We start from the raw sequence: 16235 nt of genomic DNA on the forward strand, positions 1-16235 counted from the left end.
TTAATCTTCTATATCCATTGTAATATCCGTTATTGTATCCGTTATTATATCCATTTCCATAACTATCTAAATTATAATCCATTGTAAAATATCCATTTCCATCAGCAGTTACTTCTTTTAATTTTGAATATCCGTCATACAATGCTACTGATGCATAAGACTCAGTATAACCTGTTATTCTATTTCTAACTGATGTTGAAACATTTCTAATTGCAATTCCATAAGAATTATAAGAATTACCTCTACCAAATTCAATATTAACATTGCTGTCGCTATTTGTTAAAGTAAATCTGTATGTTACATCTGAATATCCGTTTCTTCTTAAAGTTGCAGTATACTCTCCATTTTTAAGATTATGAATATTATAAACATAATTTCCTGCTGAATCTCTAACTGTTACATCTGAATCATTACATTCATATCCATTAAGATAATATTTTACAGTATGATTATTATATGGCCAGCCATATGAAGATGTATATAATGCTGCATTAGATTCAGTAGCAAATGTCACTGTCGGTACTGCGCTCAAAACCATAGCGCCTGCTAATAAAATTGTACCTAATTTTTTGTTACTTTTCATTACTATCTCTCCTTTTTTATTTTACAAAATCTACACTATGATATTATACCCAAAAAGATTAAAAAATTCTATATTCGTATACTTTTTTTCATAATTGTAATAATTCTTTAATATTTTCACGAGTTAAACTATTAAAATTTTTTAAAAATTTTTTTAAATATACTGCTGATTGCAACTCATATATAATATAAAATCATTGTCAATTGATATACCCATAAAATAAATAATCAAAACTTTAAAGTTAAAATGCAAGTTAGCATATTTATGCAAACAATTAAAAAGATAGGTTCAAACCTATCTTTATTTTCTATTTACTACTTATCATTATTGATTCAACCGAATTTGCAACTCTTTCTAAATCATCAAGGCATCTTTCAAGTTTATCAAATATTTTAGTCCAAATTATTATTTCTTTATCATTATTACAATTAGTGTACAAATTTCTCATTGTTTTAATATAAAGTTTATCTCCATTGGATTCAATATCATTTACTATTATTATCTTTTCCTTTGTAGAATTTTCTCCTCTGAATTTTTTAAATTCTATAAAAGCGTCATATAATGCATCTGTGGCCTCAATTATAAGAGATGAAAACTCAAGTGCCTCAGCTCTAATCTCTTTTACATTGTACATATACAAACTAAACAAAACATCTTCTATTGAATCTGTCGGATTATCAAGTTCTTCTAAAAGAGACGATATATCATCACGTTCAAGAGGCGGTAAAAAATCCCTTATAAGATGAGTAATAGCCTCATGTACTATCAAATCATTTGAATGTTCTATATCATGCATTTGCTTTATTCTAACTTCAAGTGTAAGAGGATCATACTCTTTTATTATTTCATCTAATAATCTTGCCGCCGCCATTGACCCTTCTACCATTTCAGTAAATATTCTAAAGTAATCAAAGCTTTCTATATTCATATTATCCTCCTATTATCATAATAATTTTTGTAAAAATATATGCGCATAAAATACAAAGAGGAAAAGCTAAAAGTCTTATTAAAAATATATACTTAGCATAAGACCAATTCACATTACTAACTCTCTTTGAAACTCCGACTCCAACTAATGCTGATGAAAAAGCATAATTTGTACTTACAGGTATTCCCATTACAGTTAATATAAATAATGTTAAAGAAGATGCAAAATCCGATGATATTCCCTCATAACTTTCAAGATTTACTACGTTTACTCCGGTATTTCGTATTGCCCTTACTCCTCCAAGACTTGTTCCTAAACCAACCAATATGGCTATTAACAATGCTATACCTACAAGCCCGCTATTAATGGTCGGACTTATTTTAAATAAATATATTACAAGTAAAAACAATGCTATAAACTTTTGCCCATCCTGCGCTCCATGCATAAGTGCATTTAACGCTCCGCTTAAAATCTGTCCTCTATCAAACATTTTTTTTACTTTATTTCTATCTTTATTTCTACAAATTTTCTTTATTAAAGTTACAATTATATATCCAAAGATAACAGGCATAGTAGTAGATAAGACAATACCTGCGATAACCTTAATAAAGCTGTATATGTTAATCCCGCCGACACCTGCGTGAATCGCAAGTGATGAACCGGTCAATGCTCCGATTAATGCATAAGTTGAGCTTGTAGGTATATCTTTAATATAAGCTACAAGTCCCCATATTATTATGGTTACAAAAGCTGCAATCAGCGCACCTGCTGAAAATTTTGAACTGGAAAAATCAAACATTTCATAAACCGTAAGCACAATTTTTCCGCCAAATTTTTCGTACAATAATATTCCAATAAAATTAAATACTACTGACATACAAATTGCATAGTTAATATAGATTACTCTTGTAGATACACATGTGGCTATTGCATTTGGAGCATCAGTCCATCCGCTTATAACTACTATACCAATCAATAGAAGTATTAAAATTATTGCACTTGTACTCTTTGACATTTCCTGTATCAGTGACAAAAATCCCATTATATCTCCTTAATTTTTAAAGCTGTGAATAGGAGCAGGTATTGTTCCCCCTCTATTTGAAAAAACTTCAGAAGTTGTACTTCCTATATCCATAATAGGAGCATATCCCAAAAGACCTCCAAACTTTGCCTCTTCTCCAACACTTTTCCCATATACAGGTATCACCCTTATAGCTGTTGTCTTATTATTTATAACTCCTATTGCAGCCTCGTCGGCTATTATTGCAGATATTGTAGAAGCAGGAGTATCTCCGGGTATTGCTATCATATCTAATCCGACAGAACACACTGAAGTCATAGCTTCAAGTTTGTCAAATGTTATTGTACCTGTATTTGCAGCTGCTATCATTCCTTCATCTTCCGATACAGGTATAAAAGCTCCTGACAGTCCCCCAACATGTGAACTTGCCATAATTCCTCCTTTTTTAACTGCATCATTTAACATTGCAAGAGCGGCGGTTGTTCCATGTCCTCCAACTTTTCCCACTCCTATTTCTTCAATTATTCTGGCAACACTATCCCCAACTGCAGGAGTGGGTGCAAGAGATAAATCTATAATACCGAAACCTGTATTCAATCTCTTGGATACTTCATGACCAACCAATTCACCCATTCTGGTAATCTTAAAAGCTGTCTTCTTAATTGTTTCAGCAACTACATCAAATGATTCTCCTCTTACCTTTTCAAGAGCACATTTAACGACTCCTGGACCTGATACTCCGACATTTATTATAGTATCGGACTCTCCGACTCCATGAAAAGCTCCCGCCATAAACGGATTATCCTCAACCGCATTTGCAAAAACTACAAGTTTAGCACATCCAATTGAATCATTTTCCCTTGTCTTATATGAAAGATCTAAAACTACATCCCCCATTATTTTAACCGCATCCATATTTATTCCGGCTTTTGTAGAACCCACATTTACACTTGAACATACAAAATCTGTTTGCGAAAGAGCATCTGCTATTGAATTTATTAAAATTCTATCACCTTTATTAAAGCCCTTATGCACAAGCGCAGAAAATCCTCCGACAAAATCTACGCCAACATTTTTTGCAACCTTATCAAGAGTTTTTGCAAAAGATACATAGTTCTTCAAATCAGTTGCACCTGCTATTAATGATATAGGTGTTACTGAAATACGATTATTTATAATCGGTATTCCATATAGTTTTGAAACTTCAGATGTAGTATCTACTAATTTTTCACTACATCTCATCATTTTATCATATATCTTTCTATTTGCATTTTCAGCATTTGAATCAATACAATCTAAAAGAGATATTCCCATTGTAACTGTTCTAATGTCTAAATTCTCTTGTTCCAACATTCTAATTGTTTCAAGTATCTTTCTATTGTCCATTTTTTACCTCACAGTTGGTGCATTGATTTGAAAATGTCTTCGTGCTGTACTTTTATATACATTCCCAACTCTTTTCCAAGATTTGTAAATCCATCGACTATTTCATCAAAGCTGACATTTTTTTCAGAAATATCTACAATCATAAGCATTGTAAAATATTCATCCATTATAGTTTGATTTATATCAACTATATTTAAATGATATTTAACCACAAGCTCAGTAGCCTTGTAAACTATTCCCATCTTATCGTTTCCTATGAATGTAATTACTGCTTTCATAATTCCTCTTCCCTTTTAATTAATTTTAATAACACCATTGGGCAATATTAACCATGCTGATAAATCAACAACGTAATATTGCCCATAATAATTATAGTCTTATATAGGCATATCCTTCATTTTGAAGTCTTGCCATTTTTGTTATCGCAGATTTTTCTATAAAAATACCATTTGGAAGCATATTTTTGTCAAGATTATTTTCTTGAAGAGCAGTTTCTCCAATAGTAAACCTAATTCTCGGATTTCCGAACAAACCTTCAAAATTATATCCTGAATAGCCACCAAATAAGCTTGCCGCCTTACTCATTACAATAACTTCAATAACGGCATCATCATCATTCTGCAATATATCTCTTGCATTAGACAAAGTTGCTTCCCACTTATCCAATTCAACTACATGAAATAATACTTTCATAAAATATCCTCCCTTTTCACATTTTCATATTAATAAATTACATTATATATTCTATCATAAATTTAGCATTAACTGAACTATTGTATTAAAATTATTAATAAATTATAGTAATTTATTCTGTGATAACTATCCATTAATTTTTAACTCTTTAAGCTTTTCAATAAGCATAGGAACAACTTCAAATAAATCTCCGACTATTCCATAATGTGCCACTTTAAATATCGGTGCATCCGGATCCTTATTTATTGCAACTATGATACCTGATTCTCTCATCCCTTGAAGATGCTGAACAGACCCGGAAATTCCTATTGCAATATACAATTTCGGTTTAACTTTTAAACCTGTTACTCCGACAAAGGCATCAGCAGGTATCCACAACTGATCTGATATAGGCTTACTTCCGCTCACCGCTCCACCAAGTACATCAGCAAGCTCTCTTACAAGATGCCAATTCTTAGGCTGCTCAAGTCCAAGACCTCCTGCAACTATAATATTTGCATCTTCAATAGATACTTTTTTATTGGTTCTAATAACTCCAACTATCTCTGTTAAAATATCACTTTCTGTTATTTCACTATCAAAATTTACTATTTCACCCTGTCTGTTTATGTCTTTCCTTGATGCTTTAAAATTAGATTCACTGACAGTTACAATTTTAGGATAACTTGAAATTCTTATATCTGATAAAAGACTTCCGTCAAAAGTCGGTCTTATGCACTTAAAGTTATCTTTTTTATCTGTCAGTACTATATCTACACAATCTGCAACAAGTCCTATATTTCTCCTTGCACAAATTCTGCCGGAAAGGTCTTTTCCGTTTTCAGTTGCAGGAATTAAAATTATAAGAGGATTGAATTCATCTATTATGTTATTTAAAACTTTTGTATATGCCATTGTAGTATAGTTTTTAAGAAATTTATTATCTACATTTATGACCTTGTCGGCTCCATACATAATTGTATCATTCAAAATATTTTCGTTTTTATTTCCAATTATTAACGCAAAAAGCTTTTGATCAAGTTCATCCGCAAGGTTTCTTCCCTTTGAAAGCATTTCAATTGAAAGTTTTGAAAGTTTTTTATCTTCAGCCTCAATCACAATTAGTATATTTTCATATTTCATACAAGCACCTACCCTGCGAATCCTTCATTTTTTAAAATTTCAATCAACTTATCTACCATTTTTTCATTTGTTCCTTCAAGAAAAAATCCCTTTTCGTGTTCTTTTGGAGAAAATGTTTCTAATACCATTGTCGGCGAACCTTTAGTTCCGATTTTTTCTAAATCCGCACCTATATCTTTTGAACCTATAATCTTTATTTTAGATTCATCTACCATTTCCATGTCTTTTTTGCGGATATTTACAGGCTCATTGGCATCCTTGATAACAGTAAATAGTACTTTACCTCTTAAATTTTGTTTTTCAAGTTTATCGGAAAGTTTTCTTACAACTTGAAAATATCCATCCTTAAAATTTGCATCCTTGATAAAGGTAGCTTGATTAAAATTTAAAAATTCTGCAATCTCAGAACCAACCTGCGCAGTATCTCCGTCTAAAGTTCTATCTCCTGTCAATACTACATCAAAATTTCCTATATATTCTATTGCCTTATAAAGAGAATAAGATGTAGCTAAAGTATCTGCACCTGAAAACTCACGTCCGCTTAAAATGTACCCTTCATCAGCTCCCATAGCAATACATTCTTTAACAGAATCTATAGCCTGTGGCGGTCCCATAGTAAGCACTGCAATACTTCCCCCTGTTTGACTTTTTAATTTTAATGCTAAAGTCAGTGCGTTTACATCTGCAGGATTAATTATAGTCTTAATTCCATCTCTAATTAAATTTTTAGTAATGGGGTCTATGCTAACCTTATTGATTTTAGGAACTTGTTTAATACAAACTAAATATTTCATACTCTCCTCCATAAAGTTCTTATACTATGATTATACCCTACACTCATAGTAAATTGCCATAGCAATAAATTAAAACAATCCCCGTAAAAAACTACGAGGATTGTTTTAATTATATTTATTTTGTAAGTCCTTGCTCTATTGCACATTTAGACACTGCTTCAGCAACAGCATCCGAAACTCCTTCTTCAAATATTGAAGGAATTATATGTTCTTCAGACAATTCTTTATCAGAAACCATTGATGCTATACCCACAGCGGCTGCCATTTTCATTTCTTCAGTAATTTTAGAAGCTCTTACTGACAATGCCCCTTTAAATAATCCTGGAAATGCAAGTACATTGTTTATTTGATTTGGAAAATCTGATCTTCCTGTTCCCACAATTCTTGCTCCTGCTTCTTTAGCAACATAATAATTTATTTCAGGTTCCGGATTTGCCATTGCAAGTACAATAGAGTCTTTCTTCATAGATTTTACCATATCTGCATTAATAACTCCTGCAGTTGACACTCCGATAAATATATCGGATTTAGCCATAGCTTCTGCAATAGTCAAATCTTCATCGTCATTATTTGTTATTTCAAGAATTTCTTTCTTGACAAAATTGTATTTTTCAAAATTTTTTCTTGAAAGAATACCCTTTGAATCAAAAGCGTATATATTTCCAACTCCCAAACTTTTCATCATTCTAATAATTGAAGAACCTGCAGCGCCTGCTCCGCTTACAACAGCAACACTATCCTTAGGGTCCTTATTTAAAAGCTTAAATGCATTTATAAGACCTGCTGTTACAACTATAGCTGTACCATGCTGATCATCGTGGAATACAGGAATATCAAGTTCCTTAATAAGAGTTCTTTCAATTTCAACACATCTCGGTGCGGAAATATCTTCAAGATTAATTCCTCCAAATGTCGGAGCAATAGCTTTTACAGTGGAAATAATCTCTTTAGGATCTTTCGTATTTAAAACAATTGGTACTGCATTTACTCCTCCAAATTTTTTAAATAACACACTCTTTCCTTCCATAACAGGAAGTGCCGCTTCAGGTCCTATATCTCCAAGACCAAGTACGGCAGTACCGTCAGATACAACAGCAACAATATTACCTTTCCAAGTATATTTGTAAGCATTTTCTACATCTTCATGTATTTTTCTGCATGGCTCTGCAACTCCGGGAGTATATGCAAGAGATAAATCTTCTGCATCTCTAACTTCACATCTAATATTTGTATCTATCTTTCCCTTCCATTCTTCATGTTTTTTTAATGCAACTTCATATACATTTTCCATAATAATCGCTCCTTAAAATAATCTTGATTTAATTGTATTACAATGTAAATTGAAATTCAAAGAAAAAAGAGCTTTAATTTTGAATAAAAACTCCTCTATTTACTAATATAGCCACTTATAGTCAATATACTATTTTTAATATTAAAGTATACTTATATAACTATAATTATATGTAAAATTAAATTTTATCACATATAAAAAATACTCTCCCGTTTTACGAGAGAGTGTTTTCTTATTTTGAAGCATTTAATTGCAAATAACTGTTTATAAATTCATCCAGGTATCCATCCATAACTTTATTTACATCGCCTATTTCCGTATTTGTTCTATGATCTTTTACTAATGTATATGGTTGAAATACATATGAACGAATTTGTGAGCCCCACGCAATTTGTGAGTAGTTACCTTGTAAATCTTCTATCTTTTCTTTTTTTTCTTCTTCTGCTAAAGCTATAAGCTTTGCTTTTAACATATTCATAGCCTTATCTCTATTTTGAATTTGAGATCTCTCATTTTGACACTGCACTACTATACCTGTAGGAATATGTGTTATTCTTACTGCCGAATCTGTTGTATTTACGTGTTGTCCTCCGGCTCCTGAAGATCTGTATGTGTCTATTTTTAAATCTTCAGCTTTAATCTCAACTTCATTATCATCATCAAGCTGTGGATATACATCAAGTGATGCAAATGATGTATGTCTTCTCTTATTTGCATCAAAAGGAGAAATTCTTACCAATCTATGGACTCCTTTTTCACCTTTTAAGTATCCATAGGCATTATCTCCGGTAATTAAAAGTGTAACTGATTTAATTCCCGCTTCTTCTTCCTTTAACATATCTAAAGTCTCAACTCTAAATCCTCTTTTTTCAGCATATCTTACATACATTCTGTTTAACATACTCGCCCAGTCTTGAGCTTCCGTTCCGCCTGCTCCCGCATGAATTGAAATAATACAATTATTTGAGTCATATTCCCCATTTAAAAGCGTTTCAAGTTTAAAATCATTAGAAAGTTTTTCTATATTTTCTAAATCAAGCTTTAAGTCTCCATAAAATGAATAATCATCTTCAATTTCCATCAAATCTATTAAATCTTCAGCTTCATTTATGCTCTTTATAAGTTTATCATATTTATCAATTTTAGATTGATAGTGATTTTGTTCTCTTATTACCTTTTGCGCATTTTCCGCATTATCCCAAAAGCCGACGTCCATTTGCTTGTCATTCAATTCTTTAACCTTATTTCTCATTTCTGAGAGGTCAAAGAGATTCACCAAGACTTTCCACTAAGGCTTTCGCTTCATTTAAGCGCTCCTTGTCAATATATATATTTTGTTCCATATCATCTCTCCTTTTTGCTTAATTTTCAGCAAGGCTTTGCAAAAATCATCTTTCCTGCAGATGTTTGTAACACGCTTGTAACTACAACGTCTATTGTTTCACCGAGATATGGTTTACCAGCTTCAACAACTATCATAGTTCCATCGTCAAGATATCCTAAACCTTGACCGTGTTCTTTACCGAGTTTTACTATTTGTATTTGCATTTCTTCTCCCGGAAGGTAAACGGGTTTTACAGAATTTGCAAGTTCATTTATATTTAAAACCGATATATCTTGAACCGCCGCAACTTTATTTAAGTTATAATCGTTTGTAACTATTTTCCCATTCAAATCTTTTGTAAGTTGTAAAAGTTTAGAATCTACTTCTTTTATATCATCGTATTTACCTTGAAATATTATAATCTCCAAGGCATCATCATCTTGCATATCTTTTATTATGTCAAGACCTCTTCTTCCTCTATTTCTCTTTAATCCATCAGATGAATCAGCAATGTGCTGTAACTCCTCTAACACAAATACCGGCACTACTAACGGTCCTTCTAAAAATCCGGACTTACAAATATCCTTTACTCTACCGTCAATTATTACACTCGTGTCTAATATTTTAGGTACACCTTTAAATTTTTGAGCCTTCACCTTTTCTTTTGAAGGAGCCTTCACAGAACCTGCTATTTCTTTTACCTTTAATGCAACATCTTTTCTATTTCTAAGAGCTATCTTAACTCCTAAATATCCAACCATACCATATAAAATTATAGATATTGCAAATCCGACATATGGAACCGGAATCTTATATACGGGTTGGCTTAACAAAAAAGCTATTACAAGTCCAATAATAAGTCCAACAGACCCTACTGCTATTTCAGAAAAAGATCTGTCTTTAAGCTCATCCTCCCATTTATCAAGTAAAGATTCAATTAATTTCAAGGCCTTTGGAGAAAAAATAAAAAATATAAGTGCGAATAATAAAATTATTAGAATAGATATTGCTAAAGTTATTTTGCTATCTAATCCATACATAAAATCAAAGTTTTTTATAAATGCTACAATTACTATTCCAAGACCTGCTCCTATAATAGTAAACAAAAATTTAAAAAATTTATTTACTATGTTTTTGTTATTGCTAATACTAATCACTCCCTTAATTATCCAAAACCTTCTTATCAACAAGTTCAGTGATTTCTTCAACACTTTTATTGTAGACTAAGACCATTTCAGATACTATTATTTGCTTTGCACCGTTAAGCATCTTTCGCTCTCCGGTAGAAAGGCTTTTCTTTGAGTCCAATCTTTCTAAACATCTTACAACTTTAGCTATTTCTTCAATATTTCCGGATTTTATTCTATCCATATTGAATCTATATCTTCTGTTCCAATTTTTGGGCATATTTGTAATTTCATTACACGATAAAACTTCAAGTACCAAATTCATTTTATCTTCGTCTAAAATTTCTCTAACTCCAACTTCATCTGCATTTTCTACAGGAACCATTACCTTCATATCATTTATAGGCATTTTGAGTATGTAATATTTTCTGATTTCTCCCAAAATTTCACGATCCTCAATAGCTACAATAACACCGGCTCCATGCATTGGATAAACAACCTTATCGCCTATATCAAACATACTATCCCTCCTGATATACGCCCAATAATAGTATACCAAAAAGAATTTTAAAAGTAAAATTTATTATGATATCACATAAAAATTATATATGCAAGTCTACTTTCAAGTATTGTTTAATAATATATTATTTATGCGAAATTTAAATGATATAATGTTAAGTTTTTTCTAATTTTAGGTTAATTTTTTTTAATAAAAAAAGTTAGTAATAAAAACTAACTTTTTATCTATATTTTTAATTAACGTTCAAATTCACAGTAAGGATATTTTTCTAAAAATTTTTTATTAGCCTTTTCCAAATTCTCATAGTATAAATTATAATCAGGTGATAGTTTCCTCATCAATGGTATAACTTTTTCATAATAGTTACAGTTTTTCATGTACTCTTTTAATAAATTTCCTATTTTTACACTTGAAATATCTTTATATTCATCAGTATTCTTAAATTTTATATATTCACTTATGATATCTTTATTTTCATTTAGATATCTATCAAAATTTGAGACTGCAGCAATTTTTGATTCATTTATCTTTTGAAACAATTCATAATCGGAAAACTCATTTTCAAATTCTTCCTCCAATTCTTTCGGCAGTTCAAATTTAGGAAGTTCATCCACCACATCAATAAGTTCGTTATATATTTGTTGTTGTTCTTCACTCTCTATATTAATTTTTAAAAACGGTAAATATGACATAAAAATAAGTTGTCCATATACTCCGGGAAACGCCTCCAAAAACTTTTCTTCAAGCATTTTTTCGTTTTCTATTTGTTCCAATGCCTGTAAAATTTTAGCATCATCATTTTTTTCTAAATATTTTTTAAATAATTCCATTCTTCTTTGATTCCGCTCCATATTTCTCAAATGATTATTTGAGATCATTTCGAATTTTTTAGGATTTTCTAAAACTTCTTTTATCTGTGATATTGATAAATTAAACTTCCTGAGTATTTTTATTTTATTCAACAATTTTATATTTTCGTATGAATAATTTCTATAACCATTTTCATCCAACTTAACTTCCAACAAGTTTTTTTCAATGTAATATTCTATTGCCTTTCTGGTAAGTCCTGTCATATTTTTTACTTCTTGTATTTTCATAGTATCACCTCTCTATTAGAATACAGCTGTCCCTTAGGGTCATGTCAACATTTGTAAAATAAAAATACACTCTAATATTTTAAATCAAAGTGTATTTTCAGTACCGTTTTAAATTGTATCTGTTTCTTCTGATGTTTCTTTATTCTCTTGAGTATTTTCTGTCTTCAGTTCTTCTATTCCATCATATAATCTTTCGAATTCAGCTCTATCTATTGTTTCCTTTTCAAGCAACGCATCGGAAACTCTTATAAGTTTATCCATATTGTCTGATAAAATTTGTTTTGCTTTTTCGTAAGCTGTATTTATAAGTCTTGAAACTTCCTCGTCAATTTCTGCAGCAGTTTTTTCTGAATAATTTTTACTCTTTCCAATATCTCTTCCGATAAAGACTTCATTTCCTTCAGAACCATAATTTATTGTCCCAAGTTTTTCACTCATTCCATATTCAGTTACCATTGCTCTTGCAATTGCAGTCGCTCTTTCAATATCATTTTGTGCTCCTGTAGAAATATCTTCTAATACAAGCAATTCTGCAACTCGTCCTCCGAGAAGTGAAATAAGATCCGTTTCCATTTGCCCCTTTGTCATAAATGAAATATCATCTTCCGGAATATATGATGTAAATCCTCCTGCCATTCCTCTTGGAATTATTGTAATCATATGAACAGCATCTGAATTTGGAAGTGACTTTGATACAACTGCGTGTCCTGCCTCATGCACCGCTGTAAGCTTTCTCTCTTTTTCTGTAACTACCTTTGATTTTTTAGCCGGTCCTGCCTGAACTTTTATAGAAGCTTCTTCAACATCTTCCATATGAATTTTTTCTTCATTCCTTCTTGCAGCAAGAAGAGCCGCCTCATTCATAAGATTTTCAAGATCTGCAGGAGTAAAACCCGGAGTTCTCTTTGCTACAACTTTAAAATCAACATCTTCTGCAATTTTTTTATTTTTAGAGTGAACTTTTAATATTTCTTCTCTTCCTCTTACATCGGGTCTTCCAACATAAACTGTTCTGTCGAATCTTCCCGGTCTTAGCAATGCAGGGTCAAGTATATCTGCTCTGTTTGTAGCTGCCATTACTATTACACCCTCATTTGAGCCGAACCCGTCCATCTCTACAAGAAGCTGATTTAAAGTTTGCTCCCTTTCATCATGTCCTCCTCCAAGTCCCGCTCCACGTCTTCTGCCAACCGCATCAATTTCATCTATAAAAATTATACATGGTGCATTTTTCTTAGCATTTTCAAATAAATCTCTTACTCTACTTGCACCTACACCTACAAACATTTCTACAAAGTCGGATCCACTCATTATAAAAAACGGAACTTTAGCTTCTCCCGCTACTGCTCTTGATAGATAAGTTTTTCCTGTTCCGGGAGGTCCTACCATTAAAACTCCTTTTGGAATTCGTGCTCCCATATTTACAAATTTCTTAGGATTTTTTAAAAAGTCAACTATTTCTTCAAGCTCTTCCTTTTCTTCCATAAGTCCTGCAACATCATTAAATGTAACAAGATTTTTATCATCCTGTTTTATAACTCTTGCTTTACTTTTTCCGAAACTGGTTGCTTTTCCTCCTCCTTGTGATTGTTGAATTATAAAATACCATACTCCTATAATTACAACTACTGTAAGTATTTCCGGAATATATTGAATGTAAATAGGGGTTGTTTTCATAGGTATTCCCTTTACTTCAATTTTACCATCTTCCATTTGCTTACTTACGTAATTATCAAATATTGATAATCTTGCTTCATCAGGAAGTATAGTAACATATGACTTTGCATCTTTTGTTATATATGTTACACGGCCCGATTCAAAATCTATGCTTTTTACATTTTCCTTTTCTAATTCTCTTACAAATTCTGTAACACTTGTTTCAGGTATAGTTTCAACCGGAGGATTAAATAATTTAAATCCGATTAAAATTAAAAATATTAGTGCAATATATAGTGTTACACCACTTACTCTTTTATTCAAAATATCACTCCTCAAAATGAGATTATAGCATAAATAAAATTTTCTATATTTTTTATTTGTATACTGATTCGTCCAATATTCCTATATATGGTAAATTTCTATATTTTTCATTATAATCCATTCCATATCCTACAACGAAATAGTCTTCTACTTCATATCCTACATATTTAACATCGACATTCTTTCTTCTTCTTGCAGTCTTAGTTAAAAAAGCACATATTTCAATAGACTTGGCTCCTCTTTTCTTCAAAATTTCAATTAGATATGAAAGTGTAAGTCCTGTATCAATTATATCTTCTACAATCAGAACATCTCTTCCTTCGATTCTAAATTCCAAATCTTTTAAAATTCTAACTTCTCCGGATGTGGTACTCCCGGCATAACTTGAAACATCCATAAAATCCATTACAACAGGATTTTCTATTCTCTTTATAAGCTCTGCCATAAAAGGAACCGCTCCTTTTAAAATCCCAACTACTACAATTTCTCCGTCATAGTCTGAGCTTATTTTCTTTCCAAGCTCTATACACTTTTTTCTTATTTCTTCTTCTGAAAATAGAATTTCTTTAATATCTGTCATTTTTTTCCTCCAAAATTATATTCACGATATTCTTTGTATCCTTATTAACTGAATATTTCCCACTTAATCTATATGGAACAACCCATACTATTTCATTATCATCACAGACCAACGGAATTATGTCCCGCTTTCGCCTCTCTATTTTCTCATCAATAAAAAAATCTTTAAGCTTTTTATAATTAGTCATACCAAGCGGAATGAATCTGTCCCCATTCCTTCTACTTCTTATATTTAATGTTCCATTGAGCTTATCGGCATCTATTGAAACCAAATTCTTACTGTTGGTATACACTCCATTATATACCAACCTGATTTTACCGAATACAGTTTCATTTATACCCTCTTTCAACGGAATAAATTCTTCATTTTGTAAAGAATGTTCTCTTTTTAAATAAATTTTATTATATGACAATTCGATTTCTTTACCCTTAGTTAAAGTTACTGACGACGAATCTTTACTTAATAGCATTTCAATTATATCATTAATATTTACACTTGATATTCCTTCAATTGTACCAAGTTCAATCTTTAAAAATCCCCTCAAAACTTCACTTATAAAATATTTATCTTTATTTACTAAATCGGATATATTTAATGAACTATCATAATAATTGTAACTTATATAATCATCAACTTGTCTTTTTATAAACTTAAAATTTTCAGAAGATATTTCAGACAGTCGAATAAGCGAATTTACAAAATTTTCATTGAAATTTTCTTCTATATATGGAATTACATTTAATCTTATTTTATTTCTTCCATATATATCCATAAAATTAGTTTCATCATCAACATACTCTATATTATTTTTATTTATATAGTCTATTATTTCATCTCTTTTAATGTTTAACATAGGCCTATATAAATCACAAGACACGTAGTCCATAGCAGAAAGTCCATCTATTCCCGTTCCTCTTATAATTCTCTGAAGTACGGTTTCAGCCTGATCATTAGCATTATGTGCCAAAAAAATTTTGTCTTTTCCTTTTGATAATTCCCGAAAAAATTTGTATCTTAAAACTCTTCCTGCCTCTTCATCTGTAAGCCCTTGTTCTTTTGCATAGGCTTCCATATCAACTCTTCTTATTTTTACATCAACACCAAATTTTTCGGACTTATCTATTACAAAATTTTCATCTCGTAATGATGTTCTTCTAACTCCGTGATTTATATGAGCTACCGTTATTTTTAACCCGAGTTCAGTTTTTAATTCTACTAAATTACTTAGCAGAAACATAGAATCTGCTCCTCCGGAAACAGCAACTATTATATGTTCATTTTTACATAACATATTAAATTTTTTTATGTTTTCTAAAAATTTTTTATTCATAATATTACTAAAAAATAAAGGTCATCTTAGATGACCATATTTAAACTTAATTTGATTTATTTCTGGATCTTTGACCGGCCATTTTATAATTCTCTCTTGACCTTACTTGTTCAAATTTTTCATTGGAATCCTTCAAAAATTTTGAAAGCTTGTCTTCAAAAGACAAATTTTCATCACGTCTTGAAAAATCAAGCTCTGCAGGTTTAGAACTCTTAACTTGAGCTTGCTTTATGGATAAAGCTATTTTTCCCCTATCATCAAGAGATAAAACCTTTACTTTTACCTTTTGTCCCTTTTTTAAAAAGTCACTCACATTTTCAACATAAGAATCAGAAATTTCTGATATATGTACAAGTCCACTGTTATCCTCAGGTAAATTAATAAATGCTCCAAATTTCAAAACGCCGGATACAACGCCATCAACTATTTGTCCTACAGCTAATGCCATAAAAAAATACT

Annotated in this window: 17 protein-coding genes; all 17 read right to left on the bottom strand. The window is 31.0% G+C overall.

What is annotated here, in order from left to right; all coding sequences use genetic code 11:
• Window positions 1-583 (bottom strand): hypothetical protein (locus tag M915_RS04375; RefSeq protein ID WP_036729928.1); only part of this gene is annotated, 583 nt, incomplete at its 3' end.
• Between the two features lie 307 nt (window positions 584-890).
• Window positions 891-1511, bottom strand: coding sequence for a DUF47 domain-containing protein (locus tag M915_RS04380; RefSeq protein WP_036729931.1), 621 nt, complete (start codon window positions 1509-1511; stop codon window positions 891-893).
• 1 nt (window position 1512) lies between these two features.
• On the bottom strand, window positions 1513-2553 hold the full coding sequence (locus tag M915_RS04385) for an inorganic phosphate transporter (RefSeq protein ID WP_036729934.1): 1041 nt from the start codon (window positions 2551-2553) through the stop codon (window positions 1513-1515).
• A gap of 9 nt (window positions 2554-2562) precedes the next feature.
• Entirely contained in the window at window positions 2563-3918 is a 1356-nt protein-coding gene (locus tag M915_RS04390; protein WP_036729937.1) for a PFL family protein, read from the bottom strand.
• A gap of 8 nt (window positions 3919-3926) precedes the next feature.
• Window positions 3927-4196: an ACT domain-containing protein gene (locus tag M915_RS04395; RefSeq protein ID WP_009222589.1), complete on the bottom strand. Its 270-nt coding sequence runs from the start codon at window positions 4194-4196 to the stop codon at window positions 3927-3929.
• Between the two features lie 91 nt (window positions 4197-4287).
• Complete coding sequence (locus M915_RS04400; RefSeq protein WP_009222590.1) at window positions 4288-4611, bottom strand: DsrE family protein; 324 nt, start codon at window positions 4609-4611, stop codon at window positions 4288-4290.
• Window positions 4612-4737: 126 nt separating this feature from the next.
• Window positions 4738-5733 (bottom strand): electron transfer flavoprotein subunit alpha/FixB family protein, encoded by a 996-nt coding sequence (locus M915_RS04405; protein ID WP_036729940.1) that lies wholly within the window; start codon window positions 5731-5733, stop codon window positions 4738-4740.
• An 8-nt stretch (window positions 5734-5741) separates the two neighbouring features.
• Entirely contained in the window at window positions 5742-6527 is a 786-nt protein-coding gene (locus tag M915_RS04410; RefSeq protein ID WP_036729943.1) for an electron transfer flavoprotein subunit beta/FixA family protein, read from the bottom strand.
• A 115-nt stretch (window positions 6528-6642) separates the two neighbouring features.
• Complete coding sequence (locus M915_RS04415) at window positions 6643-7818, bottom strand: NAD(P)-dependent malic enzyme (protein WP_036729946.1); 1176 nt, start codon at window positions 7816-7818, stop codon at window positions 6643-6645.
• 232 nt (window positions 7819-8050) lie between these two features.
• Window positions 8051-9161 (bottom strand): peptide chain release factor 2 gene (prfB, locus tag M915_RS04420; RefSeq protein ID WP_200860587.1). Its coding sequence is split into 2 segments (ribosomal slippage): window positions 8051-9082 and window positions 9084-9161, totalling 1110 coding nucleotides; the frame shifts between segments, so codons are not numbered across the junction.
• A gap of 25 nt (window positions 9162-9186) precedes the next feature.
• Window positions 9187-10299: a PIN/TRAM domain-containing protein gene (locus M915_RS04425; protein WP_235043763.1), complete on the bottom strand. Its 1113-nt coding sequence runs from the start codon at window positions 10297-10299 to the stop codon at window positions 9187-9189.
• Window positions 10300-10303: 4 nt separating this feature from the next.
• Window positions 10304-10789, bottom strand: coding sequence for a CarD family transcriptional regulator (locus tag M915_RS04430; protein ID WP_009222594.1), 486 nt, complete (start codon window positions 10787-10789; stop codon window positions 10304-10306).
• 236 nt (window positions 10790-11025) lie between these two features.
• A complete protein-coding gene (locus M915_RS04435; protein WP_036729949.1) occupies window positions 11026-11886 on the bottom strand; it encodes a MerR family transcriptional regulator in 861 nt (286 codons plus the stop codon).
• A gap of 108 nt (window positions 11887-11994) precedes the next feature.
• Window positions 11995-13866 (bottom strand): ATP-dependent zinc metalloprotease FtsH, encoded by a 1872-nt coding sequence (ftsH, locus tag M915_RS04440; RefSeq protein WP_036729952.1) that lies wholly within the window; start codon window positions 13864-13866, stop codon window positions 11995-11997.
• Window positions 13867-13918: 52 nt separating this feature from the next.
• On the bottom strand, window positions 13919-14446 hold the full coding sequence (gene hpt / locus M915_RS04445) for a hypoxanthine phosphoribosyltransferase (protein ID WP_036729955.1): 528 nt from the start codon (window positions 14444-14446) through the stop codon (window positions 13919-13921).
• Window positions 14433-15776, bottom strand: a complete 1344-nt coding sequence (gene tilS / locus M915_RS04450) for a tRNA lysidine(34) synthetase TilS (protein ID WP_036729958.1) — start codon at window positions 15774-15776, stop codon at window positions 14433-14435. The genes hpt and tilS overlap by 14 nt, the downstream gene beginning before the upstream one ends.
• 46 nt (window positions 15777-15822) lie before the next feature.
• Window positions 15823-16224 carry a S1 RNA-binding domain-containing protein gene (locus M915_RS04455; RefSeq protein WP_009222597.1) on the bottom strand — a complete coding sequence of 134 codons (402 nt, stop codon included), beginning with the start codon at window positions 16222-16224 and terminating at the stop codon, window positions 15823-15825.
• Between the last annotated feature and the right edge of the window lie 11 nt (window positions 16225-16235).

The organism is Peptoniphilus mikwangii, from assembly GCF_000468535.1.
Lineage (GTDB): Bacteria > Bacillota > Clostridia > Tissierellales > Peptoniphilaceae > Anaerosphaera > Anaerosphaera mikwangii.